Source organism: Endozoicomonas sp. ALD040 (assembly GCF_049275945.1).
GTDB lineage: Bacteria > Pseudomonadota > Gammaproteobacteria > Pseudomonadales > Endozoicomonadaceae > Endozoicomonas_A.
Window position 1 is genome coordinate 2,435,591 of the sequence record NZ_CP184829.1, and the last position, 21,910, is coordinate 2,457,500.

Annotated in this window: 17 protein-coding genes (1 of these 17 only partly in view); 4 read left to right on the forward strand and 13 right to left on the reverse strand. The window is 48.1% G+C overall.

Features of this window, described 5'->3' with window-relative positions:
• Nucleotides 1–46 precede the first annotated feature (46 nt).
• Complete coding sequence (slmA, locus tag ACOJUN_RS08395; protein ID WP_422136201.1) at nt 47–637, forward strand: nucleoid occlusion factor SlmA; 591 nt, start codon at nt 47–49, stop codon at nt 635–637.
• Nucleotides 638–781: 144 nt separating this feature from the next.
• Here slmA and pyrE read toward each other — a convergent pair whose 3' ends face one another.
• Entirely contained in the window at nt 782–1,426 is a 645-nt protein-coding gene (gene pyrE / locus ACOJUN_RS08400; RefSeq protein ID WP_422136202.1) for an orotate phosphoribosyltransferase, read from the reverse strand.
• Nucleotides 1,427–2,338: 912 nt separating this feature from the next.
• Here pyrE and ACOJUN_RS08405 point away from each other — a divergent pair.
• Complete coding sequence (locus ACOJUN_RS08405; protein ID WP_422136203.1) at nt 2,339–3,115, forward strand: exodeoxyribonuclease III; 777 nt, start codon at nt 2,339–2,341, stop codon at nt 3,113–3,115.
• A 190-nt stretch (nt 3,116–3,305) separates the two neighbouring features.
• On the opposite strand, the gene ACOJUN_RS08410 is transcribed toward ACOJUN_RS08405, so the two are convergent.
• Both ACOJUN_RS08410 and rph read right to left on the reverse strand, forming a co-directional pair.
• Nucleotides 3,306–4,721 carry a hypothetical protein gene (locus ACOJUN_RS08410; RefSeq protein ID WP_422136204.1) on the reverse strand — a complete coding sequence of 472 codons (1,416 nt, stop codon included), beginning with the start codon at nt 4,719–4,721 and terminating at the stop codon, nt 3,306–3,308.
• A 311-nt stretch (nt 4,722–5,032) separates the two neighbouring features.
• The gene (rph, locus tag ACOJUN_RS08415; protein ID WP_422136205.1) at nt 5,033–5,752 is read right to left on the reverse strand and encodes a ribonuclease PH; all 720 of its coding nucleotides are present in this window, start codon (nt 5,750–5,752) and stop codon (nt 5,033–5,035) included.
• A 317-nt stretch (nt 5,753–6,069) separates the two neighbouring features.
• On the opposite strand from rph, the gene ACOJUN_RS08420 reads away from it, so the two are divergent.
• Complete coding sequence (locus ACOJUN_RS08420; RefSeq protein WP_422136206.1) at nt 6,070–6,933, forward strand: YicC/YloC family endoribonuclease; 864 nt, start codon at nt 6,070–6,072, stop codon at nt 6,931–6,933.
• A gap of 197 nt (nt 6,934–7,130) precedes the next feature.
• Here ACOJUN_RS08420 and ACOJUN_RS08425 read toward each other — a convergent pair whose 3' ends face one another.
• The 10 genes from ACOJUN_RS08425 to epmB all read right to left on the reverse strand — a co-directional run bounded on the left by ACOJUN_RS08425 (nt 7,131) and on the right by epmB (nt 21,414).
• Nucleotides 7,131–10,364 (reverse strand): DEAD/DEAH box helicase, encoded by a 3,234-nt coding sequence (locus ACOJUN_RS08425; RefSeq protein WP_422136207.1) that lies wholly within the window; start codon nt 10,362–10,364, stop codon nt 7,131–7,133.
• The gene (locus ACOJUN_RS08430; RefSeq protein ID WP_422136208.1) at nt 10,361–11,164 is read right to left on the reverse strand and encodes a hypothetical protein; all 804 of its coding nucleotides are present in this window, start codon (nt 11,162–11,164) and stop codon (nt 10,361–10,363) included. Before ACOJUN_RS08430 ends, ACOJUN_RS08425 begins: the two co-directional genes overlap by 4 nt.
• Nucleotides 11,164–12,345, reverse strand: a complete 1,182-nt coding sequence (locus tag ACOJUN_RS08435) for a restriction endonuclease subunit S (protein WP_422136209.1) — start codon at nt 12,343–12,345, stop codon at nt 11,164–11,166. The genes ACOJUN_RS08430 and ACOJUN_RS08435 overlap by 1 nt, the downstream gene beginning before the upstream one ends.
• Nucleotides 12,345–13,916 carry an N-6 DNA methylase gene (locus ACOJUN_RS08440; protein ID WP_422136210.1) on the reverse strand — a complete coding sequence of 524 codons (1,572 nt, stop codon included), beginning with the start codon at nt 13,914–13,916 and terminating at the stop codon, nt 12,345–12,347. The genes ACOJUN_RS08435 and ACOJUN_RS08440 overlap by 1 nt, the downstream gene beginning before the upstream one ends.
• Nucleotides 13,917–13,934: 18 nt before the next feature.
• On the reverse strand, nt 13,935–16,538 hold the full coding sequence (hsdR, locus tag ACOJUN_RS08445; RefSeq protein WP_422136211.1) for an EcoAI/FtnUII family type I restriction enzme subunit R: 2,604 nt from the start codon (nt 16,536–16,538) through the stop codon (nt 13,935–13,937).
• Complete coding sequence (locus ACOJUN_RS08450; RefSeq protein WP_422136212.1) at nt 16,535–17,167, reverse strand: hypothetical protein; 633 nt, start codon at nt 17,165–17,167, stop codon at nt 16,535–16,537. The genes hsdR and ACOJUN_RS08450 overlap by 4 nt, the downstream gene beginning before the upstream one ends.
• Nucleotides 17,168–17,184: 17 nt before the next feature.
• Nucleotides 17,185–17,742, reverse strand: coding sequence for a recombinase family protein (locus ACOJUN_RS08455; RefSeq protein ID WP_422137056.1), 558 nt, complete (start codon nt 17,740–17,742; stop codon nt 17,185–17,187).
• A gap of 459 nt (nt 17,743–18,201) precedes the next feature.
• Nucleotides 18,202–18,456 carry a hypothetical protein gene (locus ACOJUN_RS08460; RefSeq protein ID WP_317144109.1) on the reverse strand — a complete coding sequence of 85 codons (255 nt, stop codon included), beginning with the start codon at nt 18,454–18,456 and terminating at the stop codon, nt 18,202–18,204.
• Nucleotides 18,457–18,588: 132 nt separating this feature from the next.
• Nucleotides 18,589–20,265, reverse strand: coding sequence for a hypothetical protein (locus tag ACOJUN_RS08465; protein ID WP_422136213.1), 1,677 nt, complete (start codon nt 20,263–20,265; stop codon nt 18,589–18,591).
• A 93-nt stretch (nt 20,266–20,358) separates the two neighbouring features.
• Complete coding sequence (gene epmB / locus ACOJUN_RS08470) at nt 20,359–21,414, reverse strand: EF-P beta-lysylation protein EpmB (RefSeq protein ID WP_422136214.1); 1,056 nt, start codon at nt 21,412–21,414, stop codon at nt 20,359–20,361.
• A 29-nt stretch (nt 21,415–21,443) separates the two neighbouring features.
• On the opposite strand from epmB, the gene efp reads away from it, so the two are divergent.
• Nucleotides 21,444–21,910: the 5' portion of an elongation factor P gene (efp, locus tag ACOJUN_RS08475; RefSeq protein WP_252177617.1), read on the forward strand. It continues 103 nt past the right edge of the window; only the first 467 of its 570 coding nucleotides appear in the window; the start codon lies at nt 21,444–21,446; its stop codon lies beyond the right edge, outside the window.

Sequence of the window (21,910 nt, forward strand, 5' to 3'; positions counted from 1 at the left end):
GGCTGAAAATTTTTTCACGGACATAGTAAGAGTGTGTCGAGAAGTAATGGATAAAACCAGAAAGTTTTCCCGAAAGGATCAAATTCTGCAGGCACTGGCTCATATGCTGGAAAATGCCCCCGGGGAGAGGATTACTACCTCGTCTCTGGCCAGAGAAGTGGGGGTGTCTGAAGCAGCGCTTTACCGCCACTTTCCCAGCAAGGCCAAGATGTTTGAAGGACTGATAGAGTTCATAGAAGATACTCTGTTCTCAAGGGTTAATTTGATAATGGAAGAAGAGCAGCAGGCTTTGCGGCGCTGCGGCATGATGCTGCAACTTCTGCTGGGTTTCTGTGAGAAAAACCCTGGTTTGACTCGTATTCTCACAGGCGATGCTCTGGCTGGAGAGCCTGATCGCCTTAGACAGAGAGTCTTCAAACTGTTTGACCGGTTGGAAACCCAGATCAAGCAGGTCCTGAGAGGTGCTGAATTAAGTGAGGGGCTGAGACCTCAAGCTACTCCGGGTGCTATGGCTAATATGTTGCTCTCCATTGCTGAAGGACGTATTTGTCAGTACGTGCGCAGTGAGTTCAAACGGAAGCCAACTGAGCAGTGGCTCGCACAATGGGAAGTGCTTGCAACCGTCGTCTTCAGATAAGCACGATGTGTCAGTGGGCGACTCAGTGATCGCCCTTGCTGCTTTGACAGCCGTCTGCGTTTAGACTGGCGCAAGAGACTGTCAGAGCAGCGAAACAGGCCGACATGATCGAAGAGAGCCGCTTATTTCTGATGCCAGAGATTGTTATGAGACTCCGTAACGTTCCCTGTATTCCCTGATGGCAGGGGCATGCATCTTTATATCTTTATTCTCTTCGGCGTACGACAAAAGGTCATTCAGTGTGACAATGCTGACCACAGGGATGGAAAAATCTCTCTCAACTTCCTGGATGGCTGACAGTTCGCCCTTGCCTTTTTCCTGACGGTCCAGAGCAACCATGACTCCCGCCGGACTGGCAGGGCTCTGATCAATAATTTCCATAACTTCACGAACAGCAGTACCTGCTGTGATCACGTCATCCACAATAATGACACGACCTTCAAGGGGGGCTCCGACGATATTGCCTCCCTCGCCGTGTTCTTTAACTTCCTTGCGGTTGAAACACAGGGGCGTATTGAGGTCGTGATGCTCAGATAATGCAACTGCAGTGGTAGTGGCCAGAGGGATGCCCTTGTAGGCCGGACCAAAAAGAATATCGTACTCAATACCAGAATTGACCAGGGCGTGAGCATAGAACTGCCCCATTTTGCTGATGGCTTCGCCAGTGTTGAAAAGGCCGGCATTAAAGAAGTAGGGCGATTTTCTGCCAGATTTGAGGGTAAACTCACCGAAGCGAATCACCTGTTCTTGCAGGGCGAAGTCTAGAAATTCTCTCTGATAATCGAGCATGATCTATCAAGTGCTTATTCGAAAAAAGGTAGCTTTATTTTACCGCGAAAATTCTTCTCATGCAGGCTCTGAAGCGATTTACATGATTCCGGTCAAATAAAGTTTGGGTCACTGGCGCCGCTTGCAGCAGGACGAACCGTCAACCTGTAGGAGGCTTTTATAAAACCCCATAAATTGGATCGGAAATGCTGAACGCTATTCTTACGACAGTGAGTTTGTAATTCTGTGTTTAGCCTTGAGTAAGAAGGTCAGTAAACTGTATGGGAACCCTCAATTTTGAAAATACCTTTGCCAACTATCCATGGGTGCAGCTATTCTCGAAAGTAGTGTCTTTAAATGAAAAAAAGCCAAAGTGATGTTTTGATGCCTGACGACAGTGCACTGCTCTGATATTTTGAGAAGCTGTTGCAGCATTTATGCGGATAAACATATCGGCGACAACCCTGTATCATTCTTCAGTTAAAATTCCCTCTTTTCCTGTACTCTGTGTAGTTGAACTTTTACCTTGGAAATGCAGCACTTTTAACTATTAAGTCATTTCCAGGGTTTAATCAGGGCTGTATAAGGCTGGTCCCGGATCCGGGAAGCAATGCTCTGGTTATGGAGAGAGACCTGTGACTATTCAGGTTATGAGTCGATTCCCAAGTCATTGGAGGCCGTCGCAAAGGTGCTGTGCCTGACTGATACTGCGTTAAAAGGTGATTCAAAATGCTCATTTACTCCTTGTAAACTTCGCTTTTTGCCACTTTTTTCCCTGTCTCAGCTTTGTCGCTGCTTTTGCAACACCCTCATTGGCCTGAGGCAGATGCAGGATTAAGCCTGTTTTAATGACTGTTGACTCAGGTCGACAGTTCAATCAGGTAGTTTGCTTTATGCCGGGCCAGGTCTGGTTCAGGTAAGGTGTAGTCAATAATGAGAGTTATCAGCTTTAATTGCGAAGGCATAAAAAACGCGCGTGAAAAAGGTCTGCTTGGCTGGTTGATGGACCAGGATGCCGATGTCATCTGTTTGCAGGACATTCGAGAAGATGAGTTTGCAATGGAAGAAGACCAGTATCAGCTCAATGGATATTTCTGTTATGCACACGGTGGTTATGACAGGAAAGATTGTGGCGGTGTAGCCATTTATACACGTCAGGCGCCCAAAGCTATTATCAGCGGGCTTGGTTTTTCCGAGGCGGACGAAACAGGGCGTTATATTCAGGCTGACTTTGACAAGATCAGTATTGCCAGCATGCATGTGCCTGAAGGTCATGATGCTGCCAGCCAGAACTTCAAGTATCGCTTTCTGGACAATTACTCCCATCATCTGAACAAACAGCGTCGCAAGCGCCGTGAATTCATTATGGCGGGTACCTGGAACATTGCTCATCGCAAGATTGATGTGGCCAACTGGCGCGATTCTGAAGAAGTTTCAGGTTTTCAGCCTGCTGAACGTGGCTGGATGGAAGGTCTGCTGGGTGATATGGGCTTCTTTGATGCTTATCGTGAAGTGGATCGTGAGTCTGGCAAATACAGCTGGTGGCAGGATGAGTTTCTGCGTCACGATAATCTGGGCATGCGTATTGATTATCAGATCATTACGGCCGGGATGCGTCACAGTGTCCTGAATGGCGGCATCTACAAAAACCAGGCTTTCTCCAGCCACGCGCCGGTCATCATCGATTTTGACTGGGAACTGGAGAGCTGATCTGTACCTTCTTAATAGCAGTTTGTGTCGATAATGTCAGACGGGTTGCCTGACAATGACAGTAACAGCAGTGTCGCAAAGAGTGGGTGTTTAATAATTCTATCCTTGCCTCCTGATCTACAGAGAGGAAGGATAGATCAAGAAAATAAGTGTGTTTTTTTGACTTTCTCATCAAAGGGCGGGTATCAGTTCAAGGGATGAGGTCATTATCCTGGTTCGCATCAACAGGCTTGCGTTTTCGATGAATTCTTTTGTGATTCGAAAGGGCTTTAGCATTCTGACCGACCCATCCGCATGGCCGTGGCTGGCGATCCTCCCCGATTACTGTCAGGTTACAGGTTTTTTGTCTGGTGTGGGTTCTTTTGTGATTCGACAGAGCTTTAGCATTCTGGCAGACCATTCCGCACGGCCTTGACGGGCCATCCTCGCTGACTAGTATTACGTCACAGGTTTTTTGCCCGGTGTGGTATTTGGTTTTGTGATACGACAGGGCTAGCTTATGCTTGTAGATCTTCCCGCACAGTCGCTGCTGGCCATCTTCCCCGGTAACGGTTGCACCACAGATTTGTTGCCTGGTGTGGGCGTATCTTTTGTGATTCGACAGGACTTGTGCATTCTGGCAGACCGTTCCGCATGGCCGAAGCTGGCCAAGTTCTCCGACGACTCTTACGCCACAGATTTTTTGCGTGGTGTGATATTGGGTTTTGTGGTTCGACAGGGCTTTAGCATTCTGGCAGACCATTCCGCATGGCCCAAGCTGACCATCCTCACCGACTAAAGTTAAGTCGCAGGTTTTTTGCCCGGTGTGGTATTTGCTTTTGTGAGAAATAAGTACTCTTTCATTCTTGAAGACCTTCCCGCATTGCCGCAGCTGGCCATCATCTCCCATCAGGATCACGTTGCAGGCTGCCTGTCCGACAGGGGGAGTTGTATCAGCTGTCTCTGAAACCATTGAGTTTGAGGCGACTCCGTTTACACTATTGGATGGGTCGGAAGATTGTCGGAATCGACAAACGTCGTCACAGGGATAGACAAAACAATTTAAACCCAAAGTATGGAGGGATTGTCCAGGGTCTTCATTACCGCCGCCAGTGTCAGAATACAGTAGGCCGCTGTAATAGCATGTAATATGAGTAGTGGCCTGTGAGGTATTCTGGCCCGGTGATTGTGATGACTGATATTGTGGTTGGTCCTGTTCAGTGCCAGGCATCATAGTGGTGATCGCAAACGGGGGATTTTGACCCGTCTCCTGTCCTTCAATTGGGTTAAACAGCGATGAGTCGGGGTTCCAATAGTTTTTTAAAAGCCAGCCGACAGTGATAACCGCTTCCAGAAGCAGCCATGAATAAGGGGTTGGGCACTGGGAGGTTTTTTTTATCCAGTAACTGTCAGGTTTGTGTCGTTTGTTATCAGTCTGTGAATCGGGTTCTGTATAGCCGTTTGTGTCGGCAATCTCAGACGGGTTGCCTGACAATGTTCGTCGGTCAAGCTTTATCAAAAAGTTCTGGTTTGAAAAATCTGCATTCCGTTCAAGCTCGATAACAAAGTGTTTTGTCAAGGGTTTAGCCTGGCAGATGGCAGACAACGTCAGTAACAGCAGTGCCAAAAAGAGTAAGTGTTTAATAGTTCTATCTTTGCCTTCTGGTTTACAGAGAGGAAGGATAGATCAAGAAAATAAGTGTGTTTTTTGTGTCTTCACTCATGAAAGGGCAGATGTCAGTCGCAGGGCTTGGGAAATCATCCCGGTTCACATCAAAAGGTCTTGCCCTTTCGATGTGCTCTTTTGTGATTCGACAGGATTTTTGCATTCTCGCAGACTGTCTCGCATTTAACAGATAGCTGCCAGGCTGTCGGTTATCAATATCCTTTCGTCCCATCGGGTTATGCCAGACCGGCAGGCGGTCTGGATCAAGCGGTTTATTCTGCCAGAGCCTCTTTCTGCAGGTTAATCAGGTCATTAATGCCTGCTTTAGCCAGAGCTAACATGGCTGTCATCTCGTTTTGACTGAACGGTGCTGCTTCAGCGGTACCCTGAATTTCAATGAAACCACCCTCTTCTGTCATGACAACGTTCATATCGGTTTCAGCGTTGGAGTCTTCCGGATAATCCAGATCAAGAACCGGGCTGCCTTTGTAAATACCTACAGAAACAGAAGCAATCAACTGAAGGAATGGATCATTCTTGATGATCTTTTTCCTTTGCATATGGCGGATCGCATCAACAAGAGCCACGCAGGCACCGGTAATAGAGGCTGTACGGGTACCACCGTCTGCCTGGATAACATCACAGTCGATGGTGATGGAATTCTCGCCCAGTTTTTTCAGGTCAACAGCAGCACGCAGTGAGCGGCCAATGAGACGCTGAATTTCCAGAGTGCGGCCACCCTGCTTGCCTCTGGCGGCTTCGCGGCCCATGCGATCTGTGGTTGATCGGGGCAGCATACCGTATTCGGCGGTCACCCAGCCTTGTCCGGAGCCTTTCAGAAATCGGGGGACTGACCTGTCGACAGACGCTGTGCAGATCACTTTGGTGTTGCCAAACTCAACCAGCACTGATCCTTCAGCGTGCATGGTGTACTCACGAGTGATTTTGATGTTGCGTAACTGATCCGCAGTTCTTCCACTAGGACGCCGCATTGTCTTACCTTCTACCGCCGGGAATATTAAAAGCGGAATTATAACCAACGCCGACGTTGGGCTCTATGTTTGCCATAAAATAACCATTAATGGCCGGAAGTTGATCGAGGCTTGATACTGCTTGCTGTTGATGTATCCTGCAACACCGGACCACAAACTTTCGCTCTGAAAAAGATTGGGTGGTTCCCGTTCTGCTTCCTGATCCGGGTTGATCAGGATTCCGACATCTTCAAAGGCGGCACTCGGGGCGGTTGCTTTTCAGTGCAGTAATTTATGCTCAGCCGATGTGGCTGACGGTTCTTTTAGCAGGGATACTTATGACTTCCAGTATGACGGCATTTGCCCGCACTCAGGTCCAGGAGGGCTGGGGCAGTCTGGTGTGGGAAATTCGTTCAGTCAATCATCGCTACCTGGAGCCTCATTTTCGTCTGCCAGAAGCTGTCAGGGAAGTAGAACCTGCATTGCGAGAAGCATTGAGAAAGCATCTGCACAGGGGTAAGGTCGAATGTTCATTAAAGCTGCAACTGGCAGAAGGTCAGCAGCAGATGAACGTCAATGAATCGGCCCTGGAAGCTCTGCAGTCAGTGGTCAACAAAGTTGAAACCTACTTCATCAATGCTTCCGGCGTAAATCCTCTGGAGGTCTTGCAATGGCCCGGCATTATGGACAATGAAGAGACCAATATGGCTCCGGTTCATGCGGCGGTTATCAAAGCCTTTGAAGAGGCTCTGATACAGCTGTCGGATTTCCGTCGCAGAGAAGGGGGCGAGTTGGAGAAGTTCATCCGTTTAAGGCTGCAAGGCGTGACCGAAGAAGTAGAGAGCGTGCGTTCTGTTCTCCCTGATTTGCTGGAGTCCCAAAGACAAAAAATCATGGATCGTCTGAAAGAAGCCAAGGCTGAACTGGACCCGGATCGACTGGAACAGGAATTAGTGTTTCTGGCTCAGAAAATGGACGTTGATGAAGAGCTGGATCGTTTGTCGACCCATGTTTCTGAAGTTAAACACACCCTGGGCAAGAAAGGAGCTATCGGGCGCCGACTTGACTTCCTGATGCAGGAACTCAACCGGGAAGCCAATACGCTGTCCTCAAAATCCATCAACGCAGGTCTGACACAAAGTGCCGTTAATCTTAAGGTGTTGATTGAGCAGATGCGGGAGCAGATTCAGAATATCGAATGATTTCACTATAGTGTCACACACTGTTAGAAAACATCCTAAAAGTCCTGAAAAAAGGGCTTTTTTTATAAATCCTGAATTTTTCTTGTACCAAAGTATTAGATTTAATGAGTCAGTATCCCGTTTGATTGGTGACATTAACCATACTTTAAGTGCAAAAGTATGTGATGGCCGCTTGTGGATACTGTTTTTCAGGTGAATTATGTTCCTGACAACTGCTTCCAGACTTTACGGTAATCATCCCCAGACATTGAAGCACCTTCAGGACGAAGCCTCGACCAATCTTCAGAGCTCAAAGCACTGACGTAGCCAGCGGCAAGAGTTGGTGCAGTTGCAGTATCAGTATCTTGATGCTGTCGTTTAAAGTCTGCACCCAAATTTTCAGCGATACTGCGGGGAACAGAGTTCATCCGCATCAAAACACCTTCTTCAGATTTGACGCCGTGATAAAGCATCGCTGGGAGGTTATTCAAGGTTCTCAGCTCATCGTCTGACAGGTTATCAAAGTCGATACCAGCCGTTGGCATCTTACTCAGGGCAGACAAGCCCCAAGCCCCATTGTTCGCGAGATCCCTATATACCGCTTTGCAAGCTTTAGATAGGTTGCTAGTCAGATCGCCCTCATCGAAGAATTGGTTGGCAATATCTTCAAGGGAAGAGCCATCAACCCACGCCTGAGTGATATCAGCAAGCCGTTGATGCCCTAAACCATCGCCACCGAGCTCAGTAAGACTCTTCTGGAGTTGCGGAACCCGCATCATGACTCCCATTAGATCTGATAAGGTCGAACGCCCCTTTTGGCTTCCGAAGAGGCTACTTGGTTTCCAGTCTTCTGCGGTTAGCTTGTTCTCAAGGTTCTTGAGTTCTAACAACGCAGTTCGCACACCTTCCGGTGAAAAGCCGGTTGAATCAGCCAGCGCTGCGTTCTCAGGATGTTTTGCAATCTGTCTAACGTATCCCCTTGTCGCTTCCAGCAAAGCGTTTGCCTGCTGCTGAGAGTGTGAATCTGACTTTGCCCGTAACGAGCTGAACCCATAGGTATTGCGCAGTAGTTGCTCGGCCTCAGCAATGACCTCATCAAGGTTTTTCTTCTCGTTCCACAGATGTGCAATATAGCTACGAAAATCAGCCCACTGTTCCTGGTGAATGACAGCGATAAGAGCATGTAGCTCACCGGCAGTATCTATCTCTTCGAGCATACTTACCAGGCGAGATAGAAGCTCACCGGTAGCATCACTAACAAACTGTCTGATTTCATTAGGGTTGGTTCCCGCTGCAATGCCAACCACGCCAACGCTATCATGGCCAATCCGTCCTGCTCGGCCAGCAAGGTTCCAAAACTCACGAGACGACATTTTTATCCCGTAAGGGTGTTTCGGGCTCGCCAGGAATACGGATGAGACTGGAAAGTTCAAACCTTGTGCAACCGTTGTCGTCGCACACATTACCTTGATATGGCCTTCTTCTGTAAGCCACTCAATAAGAGCCAGAGCTTCAGCTGGCAGGCCAGCATGATGTACTACAACCCCTTTTTTCAGCATTCCTATGAGTTCAAAATCTGGGCTGATCTCAGTACTCAAGAAGCGCTGCACCAGTTCAATCTCTTCCGGAATTCTGACCAGAGGCTCCAGCTCCTCGGCAATCAGTCTGGCCACACTCCATGCTGATGGAATATTTTGCGTTACAGCAATGCTGGTGCCACGCTTGGAAAACACTTTAGCCATAGCACCTGCCAGACTATTTATGCCGACTTTACTCATGCTCAATGAACTAATTGGTCGAATGCCATCCACATCATGCTTGCCATGCAGATGAATGGTTCGTTGAGAAGTTGTTAATGTTTCAAAGGTTAATTTCCAATCTCCACGCTTTCCATTCTCAGCTTTTTCGGCATCAAACAGACCAACAATTCTGTCGTTTGGTTGCCAGGCAGACGTGCTGAGGCTGATGCTCTTGCCTCGGCCTGAGCCAAGCCACTGCGCTAGCTCACTGGCATTTGGTACATATGGCATCAGCAATAAGAAGTTTGCTTTTGAAGCCTCCTGTTTAATGGTTGCCAACAGTAGTTCAATGCGCAGACCACGTTCCTTGTCTTCTATGTTGTGCGCCTCGTCCATTACTAACAATGCTAATGGTCGCTGAACCTTCTTGTTACGCATAACAAGCTGCAACTTCTCCGGCGTTGCGACTAACACCTGGAAGGCTTCTTGTTCGCCTAAAAGGGCATCTTCAAACGCATCAACTTCAATCGCCCCGGTAAGTTGCTCGACCTTGATACCGAGTGATCCAAAGTCAGAACGTAATCTTCTGGTGATCTGTGAGACAAGTGCTCTGGTCGGCGCAACATATGCGATCCAGCCACCATCGTCAGCAAATTGATTAAGTGCCTGAAGCATCCTGAATTGCGCCAGCTGCGTCTTGCCGCCAGATGTAGGCATGTCGATCACAATTGCGCGACTCGCTGGATCAAGCAGGTTTTGCTCTTGCAGCGCAGCTCTCTGCGGCGGTAACAACTCAAACATGCTCTTATGGCGAGTGACATGTTCAACAAACCGGGTCACTCTGGAGTTAACGCTATGAGCAACCCACCAAACCGAACCTTCAACCATTTTTCGGCTAGAGACATGCAGCCAAAGCAGCAACATTTCTAACTTTGTATCACAGGATATTTGAGCGGCTTTAAGTGCGGCCTCAAAGTGCTGATCAAGCTCTGATTCAATTGCCAAAGGTTCCCCTTGCAGCATGTATGTTGCAAGGCGCTCAGTCGCTTTCGCCCAGTGATACAGAGAGACCAAACGAATAGCCTCACTCTGTCTGGAGGTACCTTGAGCCTGATCCAGGAAGGCTTTTTCGTGGCTGGCCTGATCATGACGAAGGCCTACAATGATTTCTGCGATTTGATCTAAATCGTCCCAGGAGCGTTTGCGTAGCAAGCGGACCCAGGCATCAAACAAACGGTAAACTACACGTTTGTTCCAGGCAGCATCCGCAACAGAAGGAACCTTTAGCTCTTTTTCATGTTCTTCAAACCAGCGTCTTAAGTCTGTCCAGCGATCACCGGCGTAGGCTAATCCTGCCATGTGCAGTACATGGAACACTCGCTGATCTGTGTCTTCAGGTATTGGCAATGCTCGAATCAGCCCAAAGGCTTTATTCGCACCTGCAATGGCCAGATCTTTTGTTTGTTGCTCAGCAGACGAAGGGCTCAGTAATGTTGCAATACCTTCAATCGCTGCCAGTTCATAAGCCGATGCAACTTGCTCTATGGAAGCATAATCAACTTCAATATGCGTACCCGTTAACAAGCTACCCAATGCACTATGTACCAAGCCGTCTTTTGCTGCATCAAAAGCGTTTTTGCGAGTCGCAGGATCAATTGCTTTTACAGCCCAGTGGTTATCCGCTGATTGCAGTTGCTCAAATGATAAGGTCATGCTCCCCCCTCATCATTCATTGCTGACAGCGCGCGTGTTGGCAAGTTTTTGATTTCACCGGTAGGAATATGAACGGCGTGTAGCTCAATATCTGTTGCTTCTGGGCAATTCTCTGCAAGAGCCCGTGCTCTTCCACGGATGTCAGCTTCGCTGGGCGCAGTATCACGCACCAATACACCATATACAGCTATATCGGTTCCACTTGATCTAAAGTAACGCCTCGCTGCGCTCTGATACTTGCTAAGCCAAGGTTTGCCTATAGCGTGTCGCCCGAGGTACTTGACCAAGTCATTCTTAACGGCCTTGTCATCACGTAAACCAAAGAGCTGTTTACCAAGGCTCGTCATGACACTTGGCGGCGAATTTGGATCGTAGGATGTCTTAACCTCACCAAAGCTAAATCGGTAAGGCAGTTCTTGATCATCAAGCCTTTGAAGCCCGGTCAGGTCACAACCCGCAGGGCTTGCATTGGAATTTTTGAGGTCACGAGATGTTGGCCAAGGGTACTCGCATTTGCCACGATCTGCGACAAATGCCTCGGCGATAGCCTCGCCAACTAACCAATCTTTAAACTCGTGCTCTTCAGCAAGCACTTCAGCCAATTCGCTCTGCTCAAAATCTGTGGTTACAACGCCTGCTAGCAAGCCTGTGAGTTCTTCCTGCCCGGCAGCATCCTGCAAAATTGCCTTTACTGGCCCGGCCAGTATCTGGTCAAGCTGTTGATTGCTATAGGAAACTCCATGGGCAGTGACCGGCGGGGAAGTGACGTCGTATTCCAAAGTGGGAGCAGGCATGGTCATTAAACTAGCTCTCCCCTAAAGGCTTTATCTAGGATCGCAGGAAGCAGAGCATCAAGTTCAACTTCACTTGATTTATGAATGTTTTTGGCGGGTGACAGGTTATCCATTGTAGATCTAATTTTATGTTGCCATTCAATAGGCGGTAACCATATCTCTTCGGACAACAAGTCGCTTTCTTTTAACCGAATACGGCGATTTCCAGCTCCGCCACCGATACCTGTGACTTTTCTTTTTAGTGTTTCCCAAACAACTGGAGTAGAGAAATAAGCCAGTAGATACTCTGGTAAAACGCGCTCCAAATCACACTCAAAAGTCGGAAACTCATTTGAAACATGATGACCGTCATAGTCGTCGTTTATAATTGCAAAAGCTCCTTCATAAGCATTTAGTCGACCGTATATAAACTGCCCTTTTTTCACTTGATAAAGTTTTTTAGCCTTTATTTCGTCACCTAGCAATGGTGCTTTCTTGAACAAACCTTTAACAAAGCTGTAAATGCCGAAGTGAGGATATTCGCCATCTGGCTCTACTTCTATAGGGGTAGATACTTTTTTAAGCACATCGCTCAAAAGAACAGGACTCCAGCCTTGCTTATGCTTTTCTGAGTCACTGAGATCTGCCCTATGTGCCATTGCTACAGGCAGGTTATCAATCTCTTTTCTAACCTCTTCTCTTAAGGTTGTTACTTCACAGATCTTACCAACTACATCGTCTATTTTTGCAACAATTTGGCGTTGTCGATCAAGACTTGGAAGTGGAATGGTATACTCCAAAACATTCTTAGGTCTTATTGCTGCATAATTAGTCGTACCCTTTGCTTCAACTTGCTCACGAAATTGATGTGCTTTTACATAGTAACCGAGATAACTCTCATCAAGCATGGATGCGTTAATTGAGTAAAGGAAATAATGGCTACTTACGATAGCACCTTCCAACTCGGGAGGAACCATGCCAAACCCGCCAACTTTAGCATCGATTTCAGCTACCAAAAGCTCACCAGTTCTACATACCTGTTGACTTTTAGTTCGAATTGACGATCCATCAACCTCATCCCGTAATACAACACCTCTCGCCCGAACTTGTACACGACAGCGCTTGTAGCGTTGTTCATCGCTAATAGTAACAAACTCTTTGCGATGCTCAATTACTTCCCCAAGTGGAATAGGCTTATTAATCCACATCAATTGACACCTTTTTCCATCACCAAGTGAAGCTCTTCCATAATTTCGATAATTCGTCGCTCCTTGGACAGCATGCTCTTCACTAGATCTAACGGTGAACGGTGCTCTAACACCTCCAGACTATTAGGGTTTTTAATATCCAAGTTAGCTGAAATCAACTTTCCAGATTTGTCATACTTAAGCACATCGGCAGCTCTCACCAGCCATGCGTTAGTGTGCTCTTCACGCTGATTCCACCACTCTGCACATGGGGTAAACTCATCAAATTCCATAGGCTTCGTTTTACTGTATTTCTTACGCCCCGGAGGAGCTGGTAACTCGTAATACCAAATATCTCCTGTTGGACCACTTCTATCAAAGAACAGTAAATTGGCAGGAATGTCAGTATACGGGGCAAAAACACCTTCAGGTAGACGAACAACTGTATGTAAGTTGAAGTTCTTGAGCAGCTCTTCTTTAATCCGTGCACCAATGCCATCACTAAACAGTGTGCCATTAGGTACAACAACCGCAGCCCGACCGCCAGAATCTGAACCTTGCCCCGGCCTTTTTAGCTTGCGCATAATAAGTTGCAAAAACAAAAGCGCCGTTTCCGCCGTTTTCATATCATCTGGAAAGTTCCCCAATATCCCTTTCTCTTCCTCGCCACCAAACGGCGGGTTGGTCAGGATCACGTCAACGCGGTCTTTGTCACCGATCTCACGCAGTGGGAAGCGAAGGCTGTTACCTGAGTCAATCTGAGGGTATTCCATACCGTGTAACAACAGGTTCATCTGGACAAGCAGATAGGGGAGAGGTTTTGGTTCGCCACCAAACAGGCTTGAACCTTGCAGCATCGCGCGATCTTCCACTGTTGTGCACTGGCCTTCCAGATAAGACAGTGCTTCAACCAGAAACCCACCGGTACCACAGGCAGGGTCGAGCACGCTCTCGCCTAACTGCGGCTTGGTAACTTCGACCATGAAACGAACCACTGGCCGTGGTGTATAGAACTCACCAGAGTCACCTGCTGCATCACGCATTTCTCGCAACATGGTTTCATACAGACGACTAAGTGTGTGCATTTCCTCAGATGAATTGAAATGAATACCATTGACCTTATCAATCACATCACGTAACAGGTAGCCGTTAAGCATCCTGTTATGTAAGCCGCTGAACACTGTTGCAATCACATCACGGCGATCCATCTGGCCGTTTTCACCCTGAAGTTCTTTTAAGTAAGCGAACAGACCCCCACCCTCTGTACCATCCGGTCTAACGGAGATGTCATTGTTAACGAAGGAGATGAGTTCATCACCGGTGATCCCGCCTTCTTTTGCTGCCCAATCACGCCAACGGTAAGGCGCATCAATGGCTGCTTTGAACTCTTTACCTTCGACCAGCGCTTTCGTCTCTCTGAGGTTTTCCAAGTCGTCAAGGAACTTGAGGAACATTACCCAGGTAAGCACCGGCAATCTGTCGAGATCACCGTTAAGGCCTTTATCCTTGCGCATGATCTGACGCGCACTTTTCACAATAGAACCCAGCTGTTGGGCTGTTGTCATTGGCTTTTCAGCCTTCTTTTTAGCCATCAATTACTACCAGTATTTTTATGAGTGGTAGAGCAGAGATTGCATCTGCTCTACCGCACTTTTCATCTCTCTCGGCCCACCAAATCGACCCGCAATTTCTATCAAATTGCCGAAATCGGAAATGGGTGGTACGTCAACTACTTCTGCGAGGTTGAATTGTGTTGGTCCGTGTTCTCGGTACTTGTTCAAGAGTGCCTCAAGCACTTCTCTGGCCTGAGGGCCGTATCGGTCAAAGAAGTCGGGGTTCGACTTGCGCAGATATTCAGCACGCTCGCGTCTGGTTCTCAGTGGGGCATCGAACGCTAGATGACAAAGCAAGTCAAAGGGATCTGCATCCGGCTTACCTACTTCCTCGCTCACATGTCGGAAATCTATGCCCTTGTCAGCCAGCGACTTGATAACGTCTTCGCGTTTAACCGGGTCAGCCCAGCTATCACGAAGCTCGTCTGGCGAAGAAAACAGGGTTCTCACGCTTTCTGCCGTGTAGTCGGTAAACTGGACTGCATTTAGCTGTTTACCACTTCCATCAAACTCATAAACGACATGGGTAGAAATGCTTACACTGCCACCATCAACATAGTAACGTGCTGGTTCAGGCTCAGAGACACATCCTACAGAGCCAGTATCTTGTCCTTCTGGTGGTGTTTCACCCTCACCTTCACTACCGTCACTTTCGCCTGGTAAATCATCACCTTCTTGAGGCAGCTCGTTACCGTCTTCGTCAATTATGGTGTCATCTTCAATGTCAGGGAAACCATCAAAGGTCGGGTCGGCAAAGTTCTGAGTAGCTGATCCTGTATAATCCAGAATGCTGAACCAGAGCTTGCCGTAATCTTCGCGTAAACGGGTTCCTCGCCCTATGATCTGCTTGAACTCACTCATAGAGTTAACAACCCGAACTAAAACTACATTTTTGCATGTCGGAGCATCCACGCCAGTAGTCAATAATTGCGAAGTCGTTAATATAACCGGTGTCCTCGTTTCCAGTTCCTGGAATCGACTGAGGTGCCCTTTACCTATTTTCTTCTCATCTGACGTCACACGGGCAACGTAGTCCGGAAATTTTTTGACTAAATCGCTGTTCAGGTTATTCAGAGCCCGGCGCATTTCGTCGGCGTGAGATTGGTCTACACAGAAAACGATAGTCTTTGCAAACCTATCGGTTCGTTTCAGAAAGTCGGTGATATGTTTCGCAATTGTCTCAGTCCGTGCCTTGAGGACAACTTTGCGCTCAAAGTCTTTCGTACCATACTCCTCATCCGGGATTTCACGACCGTAGCGATCCAGCTCACCCTTAGTAGGCCTCCAGCCCGTAGCATCTACCTGAGTAATAACGCGATGAACTCGGTATGGCGCAAGAAAGCCATCTTCAATGCCTTGTGCAAGGCTGTAGGTGTAGAGTGGGTTTTCAAAGTACTTATATGTATCCCGGTTGTCCTTACGAAGCGGTGTTGCTGTCATTCCGACCTGATAAGCAGGCTCAAAGTACTCAAGGATGTCTCTCCAGTTACTATCATCTCTGGCACTGCCGCGATGGCACTCGTCGACGATGATCAAGTCAAAGAAGTCAGGAGAAAACTCCCTGTACAAACCAGGCCGATTCTTATCCTTAGCGATGGATTGATAAATCGCGAAGTACATCTCACGACTTTTCGTGATCTTACCGCCTTCGATCTTGTGTCGAGCATCGCCGAATGGGGAAAAAGTCTTATCTTTTGGGTCATCAATAAGCACATTTCGATCAGCCAGGAATAAGATCCTTGGCTTGCGGTACTCACCTGAAGTGTTCCACCGTGAGTGCCATAACTTCCAGCATATTTGAAAAGCGACCATCGTTTTTCCGGTACCAGTGGCCATTGTGATCAAATTACGCTTCTTTCCCTGCAAGATAGAAAGCACAGTTCGGTTGATAGCGAGCTGCTGATAGTATCTTGGTGAGAATCCTCCGGGTGCGTGATGGTAGGACGTTAAGAGCCTATCGAATGATTCCTTGTCTAAGCCTTCACCGCCTGTAAGACGAGCAATTAACTCCTCAGGCGTTGGGTATTTGTTGATGACTTGTTCAACCCCAGTCAGGAAATCAAACTCTAAAATCTCATGGCCGTTAGTGGCGTAGGCAAATTTGAGACCCAGAATTTCAGCATAAGCCTTAGCCTGCTGCATACCTTTGCCAACAGGTGCTGATTCCGGCTTCGCTTCAACCACCGCGACAGGGTAGTCCCGGTTGTAATTCAGCAGGTAATCAGCCCGATACTGCTCTCCACGAAAGGTTTTATCGCCTCTAACGGTAATGCGCCCGTCGGTAAGTTGGAACTGTTCCCTTATTTGGTGAGGAGCATTATCCCAGCCTGCTTCGACAAGTTTAGGTGTCACGAACTTACGGCAAGTATCTGCTTCATTGAGCTTTTCCTGTTGTGACTCAGCACTTTTGTCAGGCCAGTAGCTTTCCGGTGCTTGAGGTGCTGACTGCTTGTTGAGAGTTGTATAAAAATATGAGTAGCGAGAGAAAGTATTCCCGTGGCTGAGCTCCAAAACGGTTCGAGGCTTGGGCGGTTGAGGGCGACGAGGCAAGCTCGATACTTTAGGAGCTGTTGACTCTTCTTCATTATTTTTTTTGGTCATCCCTCATTTGCTCCTGGTTTGCCTGGCTCCATTTTAGTCGGCGATGCTAGCTCGGCGACAGGTGTCGAAATTTGGTGAACGACAATTGGCTTCCTGGGTGATGACGCGTCAAGGTCTGCAGCGATGAACAGCGTACTTGCCACAATAAAAAAGCCTACCGAAGGCAACGACCACTTGTAGAAACAGTGCATCTTGCTGAGGCGCTCCTCATTAACCTGACTGTTCTTCGATGATATTTTCGCAAAGCTAACCAGTAAGTAGTCCAGCATGTCACTTTCAATCGACCCGTTCTCGCTTGTCTCGGAATAGTGGCGCTCCAGATCTTGGCGATAGGACTCAACATCGGTCAGAAGTGGCAAATAATCATACTTATTACCCCAGAAAGCTCTACATAAGATCCACACTGAGTAACAAAACGGAACTAGTGCTAAACCAAGGCAACCCACAAAAAGCCAAACGAGATGGGCTGACTCCGAAAAGTCCAGCATCCTCAGCATGTAAGCCGATAGCGCTACGCCTGTTGCAATGAATGCGAAGCGCACTTGAGCTTGGCCGGTTATGCGATCCTTTCGTTCCAGCTCATGAAAATAGAGTTCCTTATAAAATTGGAGCAATTCCTTCTTGTTCAACGAAGTCTACCTCGTAGCTAACTAGCCTGACTCTCCAGAGCTTTATTAAGGGTTGGCCGACTAACCCCAAAATGCGCTGCCACTTCTGCTTTGGTCATGTTCGGATCTAACAACATGGCGTGTGCTTTCTTGACGTCAGAGGCACTAAGTTTCGCTTTGCGACCACCTTTTCTGCCTCGCGCACGAGCCGCGCTTAACCCGGCTTTCGCGCGCTCTGAAATCAGACGTCGTTCGAACTGGGCGATGGCATCAATTATGTGAAACGCAAGCTCGCCAGTTGCCATTGTTGTATCGATATTTTCCGTCAGAGAAATGAAGTTAACTCCGCGCTGATTGAAGTCATCCAGCAGCTTGATCAAATCTTTGAGGCTGTGCCCAAGGCGATCCAGGCGCTGTACAATGACGACATCGCCATCGCGAAGGCTATCAAGCATTCTACTCAGCTCTGGTCGCTGTTTTGACTTGCCCTTTATGCTTTCTTGATAGATGCGGTCGCAGTTCGCCAGGATAAGTGCATCCATCTGAGATGCAGTCTCTTGGCCCTCTGTACTGACCTTTGCATAGCCAATACGCATCACTTCCCTCAGGTAAAACAAACCCACTTTAGTTTTCAATTGAAAAGTTTACGGGATTGTTTACGTAAATCAAAATGCAAAAAGAACTATTTTTTGTGACAGATCGGGTTGTAAATACAAAGGTAATTCAGATTGCGCTCGTTTGGCCAACAGAATAGGTACAGCTATTACCGCGACAATGTGTATCGTTTTCGACCCCCCCCCACTGTGTCTGCAGGAAGTCATCTTTCATATCAGCGCAGCGGAAAAGCTTGATAAAATTGGCTCTTATACAGTGCAGTAGGGTTTCGTTGCCAGCTCATGTAGTGGGAATGCGCTAATGATTTTCGCCTTATGCTCAGCATTCGCGAGAACTACAGGGAATTGCCAACGCTATTCTGCGATCAGACTCGGGATATAGAGTAAATAGACTTGGTATCAGTTTTGCGTTCTCTTTGCGTAAACGCTTTCGTCGTTTACTCACTCAGACGACATCTTTTTAATTTTATCCATCGATATCGATTGCCAGTACGGGCAACCGGTGTATCGCCAGTTTTGAATGACGCCTTTGGAAGAAGTAGTAAACGACTGTCGACAAGTGCTCATCAGGTAGGCTGAGCCCCAGTTAGAGACCCAGCTATAAACTTTATTACCATTCTTCAGTTCCAGCATGGAACTGGGGGCTCCCCAGTTACTGATGGCTTCTTCTACGTGGTGGCCGTGCCAGGAATCCATGACCTCCTGAGTGGTGCTACAGCCTGTCAGAAGGAAGATGAATGGCAGTACATATTGCAAACAATGGTTGCTGAACACTTTATTGCCCCTGCTTCGATCTTCAGGGTTGAATCGAAGAAAGTATAGAAGCGATCAGTACTGATCTTCCAGCAGCCGAAATTTGAACTGTCTATAGCCTGGTGAACTGGAGATGCATTCCAGCAGTTGACCTTTTCGGATTTTGTCTCCCTGAAGCAGAGTGAATTTCAGTCCACTTTTGAATGAGACCCTGGGCGTTATCAGGGTGGGCATATCATTCACGGCTGGCATGACCGGTAGAAGGAAAGCTCTCTGATAGTGACTGGTGTCCATGTTTTTTTTCAGAGGCGTAAGCGCACAGGGTTTTGTTGAGGCAGACAGAAGTTCCAAACCTATGAGCAGATCTTTTTGATTATTCACCTGAACCCAACGGACTGCGGCCAGTAACCAGTTTTTCTGGCCGGTTTCCCTGACGGCCAGAAGCTCCCCGGTTCGCAGTTGGCGTTCAAGATCACCACTGGTGCTCAGGCAGTAACCCCCTGCGCAGGTATTGATGATCGAGCAATCATAGACGGGATAGAGAGAGCCCTGATTGCCTGAGCGGGTAAATTGAATGGATGAAGTGCTCGTGGACATCTTTGTATCTTCATCCGTATGGGTGTCATGGGCTTCGGACCAGGCATCACTACTGTCATTGGAAGAGAAGCTACTCATACCGGATTGGTTATGGGCTATATGTCTGGAAACCATTTCATCAAACGACTGCTGGCCGTGCAGGAAATAATGAACAGCGCTGAAGCCAAAGCAGATTTCACAGCTGTCTGAGCTTGTCTGACGTTGGTGTTTTCGTTGCCCGGGAAGGCTCCATGCAGCTGCCAGATGATCAATGACCCGTTTTGTCAGAGCTCCGGGTTTTTCTTCCGAGACCGATTCGCTCAGCTTTTTGAGGTGCGCGGTCAGCAGCCTGGAATCCAGAGCCATAAGGTGATCATTTTTTTCTCCTTCCAATAGAGAGCTGTAGAGCAGCCCTTCATCGGAATCCAGATTGACCACAAAGTGCGACCGGCTGTTTTCAACCGGCTCGAGTTTGCTGTGCGGTGCCCAGAGACAGAGGGCCTTGAAAATCTGTCGGATTTCCTGAGGTCTCAGCTGGTTGGATCGGGAGCGACTGAGTAGCAATGCACGCTTATACAGATCTGAAAGAGACAGTTTTCTGGCCTTGGTAGTGATGGCATCCTCTAGGCTGAAAGTGTCCAGATTTTGTGTGCGGGCAGTAAAGTACAGGGTGTGCATTTCCAGCCACACCCGCTCGGGAGCAGGTCGATAATACTCACAGGTAAAGAGCAGAATGGAGGCACTTTCAGTCAGTGAGCGATGCAATGCGGCGCCCAGAGGGCTGGAAGCATCCTCCTGGTTCTGGCTGCTGCGCACAATCACTTTGTAGACTCTCAGCAGTCTGAGCAGCAGTTTCAGACAATTATCGTATTCTACCTGCTGAGCATCGTTAAAAGTGATGATATCTTTCAGAACCTGATTCTGACTCTGATGAACCAGAAAATAAACGACGGGTCTGAATTGCTCAACCAGAGACCACTGAAGAGAAGGCTGTACTTTGAGGCGAGCCAGCTCTTCCAGTGCCTGCCCTATTGATTTAAACGACAAAGATCTATCAATTTTAGGCAGCTCACTGAGCCATTGATGAACTCCGTGCACATCGGTCTGGCTGAACGATAAAGTGTTCAGGCTCTGAGACGGGAGCTGCAGCGGAATCCTTTCGTTCTGCGCGTCCATGAAATCATCCTGATTGTCTGCCTGTTAAAAATCCTTTAGGACCATTTCTTATATTAAGATCACGGGCTTAAAGAATCCAGCGTGACAGACAGGCTAATTAACCGGTATGGGGGTTTTGCTGGCTTCTCCTGCTACTTCTTTGACCAGCCTGGGGACCAGGTAACCCGGACATTTCTGCATCAGCTCCTTAACGAGCACTTTGGCTCTTTCTTCCGTTACGTCAAAGTGGGCGGCACCCTGAACCCGGTCCAGAAGATGCAGGTAATAGGGTAGAACTCCGGCATTGAACAGGGTGTGACTCAGATCGGCCAGTGATCCGGAGTCATCATTGATGCCTTTAAGCAGCACCGTCTGGTTCAATACTATTGCACCCGCTTGTCTCAGCTTTTGCAGCGCTCGTTCAACCTGTTCATCGATCTCATTGGCGTGGTTGCAGTGAATCACCATAACGGGTTTCAGCCTTCCGCTACAAAACCAATGAAGCATTTCTTTGGTGACTCTCTGGGGAATAACAATAGGCAGTCGGGTATGAATTCGAAGCGTTTTCACATGGGGTATATCGGACAGTGCCTCTACCATACGAGCAAGGCGACTATCCGTGGTAGCCAGTGGATCTCCGCCACTTAATATGACCTCATGAATACTGTTCTGAGTGCGAATGTATTCTATCGCCTGCATCCAGTTGTCTCCGCCCAGCCGGTTGTCCTCATAAGGGAAATGTCGCCGAAAGCAGAAGCGGCAGTTTATGGCACAGGCTCCGCTGATAATCAGAAGCAGTCTTCCCTGATATTTATGAATAATGCCCTCGGTCGGGTTCTGAGACTGTTCTGCCAGAGGGTCGAGACTGAACCCACTGACTTCCTCACACTCTTCACCCAGAGGCAGAACCTGTCTGAGCAGCGGATCGTACTGGTCACCCCGGGTCATCCGATCTATAAAAGGACGTGGAATCCGCATACGAAAAGACTTGTCGCTTTTGATGGCCCCCGGCAACAAAGTGTCTGGAAGATTCAGAATGTTGAGCAATACTTCAGGGTCGGTGACTGAATCAGCCAGCACTTTTTTCCAGTTGTCTGGTTGCTCTTCAGGAAGCATAAAACGGGTTGATAGCTTGTCAGTATGCACACCGTCCTCGTAACGGGTTATCATAGGGGTTTTCATTTTGCTGGTAGTGTCCGATGGCTAGTTATAGTACCAACGAATTTCGTTCAGGTCTCAAAGTGATGCTGGAAGGTGATCCCTGCGTCATCATTGAAAACGAGTTTGTAAAACCGGGTAAAGGTCAGGCCTTTAACCGCGTCAAGTTCCGCAACCTGATGAGCAACCGTGTCTGGGAGCGTACCTTCAAGTCTGGTGAAAGCATCGAAGCGGCAGACGTGATGGACTATGACATGGAGTACCTCTACACCGACGGTGAATTCTGGCACTTCATGATGACTGACGGTTCTTTCGAGCAGCACGCTGCCAGCAAGGAAGCCGTGGGGGATACTCTCGATTGGCTCAAGGAGCAGGAAGTATACTCCGTAACCCTTTACAACGGATCTCCTCTTTCTGTGAGCGCACCTAATTTCGTAGAACTGGAAGTCATTGAAACCGATCCGGGCCTGAAAGGTGATACTGCCCAGGGCGGCTCCAAGCCAGCCAA

Excerpts from the sequence above, each read along its gene's own strand:
- hsdR (WP_422136211.1), bottom strand. The coding sequence starts at position 16,538 with ATGACCAAAAAAAATAATGAAGAAGAGTCAACAGCTCCTAAAGTATCG.
- ACOJUN_RS08430 (WP_422136208.1), bottom strand. The coding sequence starts at position 11,164 with ATGACCATGCCTGCTCCCACTTTGGAATACGACGTCACTTCCCCGCCG.
- ACOJUN_RS08435 (WP_422136209.1), bottom strand. The coding sequence starts at position 12,345 with ATGTGGATTAATAAGCCTATTCCACTTGGGGAAGTAATTGAGCATCGC.
- epmB (WP_422136214.1), bottom strand. The coding sequence starts at position 21,414 with ATGATAACCCGTTACGAGGACGGTGTGCATACTGACAAGCTATCAACC.
- slmA (WP_422136201.1), top strand. The coding sequence starts at position 47 with ATGGATAAAACCAGAAAGTTTTCCCGAAAGGATCAAATTCTGCAGGCA.
- ACOJUN_RS08425 (WP_422136207.1), bottom strand. The coding sequence starts at position 10,364 with ATGACCTTATCATTTGAGCAACTGCAATCAGCGGATAACCACTGGGCT.
- ACOJUN_RS08405 (WP_422136203.1), top strand. The coding sequence starts at position 2,339 with ATGAGAGTTATCAGCTTTAATTGCGAAGGCATAAAAAACGCGCGTGAA.
- ACOJUN_RS08440 (WP_422136210.1), bottom strand. The coding sequence starts at position 13,916 with ATGGCTAAAAAGAAGGCTGAAAAGCCAATGACAACAGCCCAACAGCTG.
- pyrE (WP_422136202.1), bottom strand. The coding sequence starts at position 1,426 with ATGCTCGATTATCAGAGAGAATTTCTAGACTTCGCCCTGCAAGAACAG.
- rph (WP_422136205.1), bottom strand. The coding sequence starts at position 5,752 with ATGCGGCGTCCTAGTGGAAGAACTGCGGATCAGTTACGCAACATCAAA.
- ACOJUN_RS08460 (WP_317144109.1), bottom strand. The coding sequence starts at position 18,456 with ATGGATTCCTGGCACGGCCACCACGTAGAAGAAGCCATCAGTAACTGG.
- ACOJUN_RS08455 (WP_422137056.1), bottom strand. The coding sequence starts at position 17,742 with ATGCGTATTGGCTATGCAAAGGTCAGTACAGAGGGCCAAGAGACTGCA.
- ACOJUN_RS08420 (WP_422136206.1), top strand. The coding sequence starts at position 6,070 with ATGACTTCCAGTATGACGGCATTTGCCCGCACTCAGGTCCAGGAGGGC.
- ACOJUN_RS08465 (WP_422136213.1), bottom strand. The coding sequence starts at position 20,265 with ATGGACGCGCAGAACGAAAGGATTCCGCTGCAGCTCCCGTCTCAGAGC.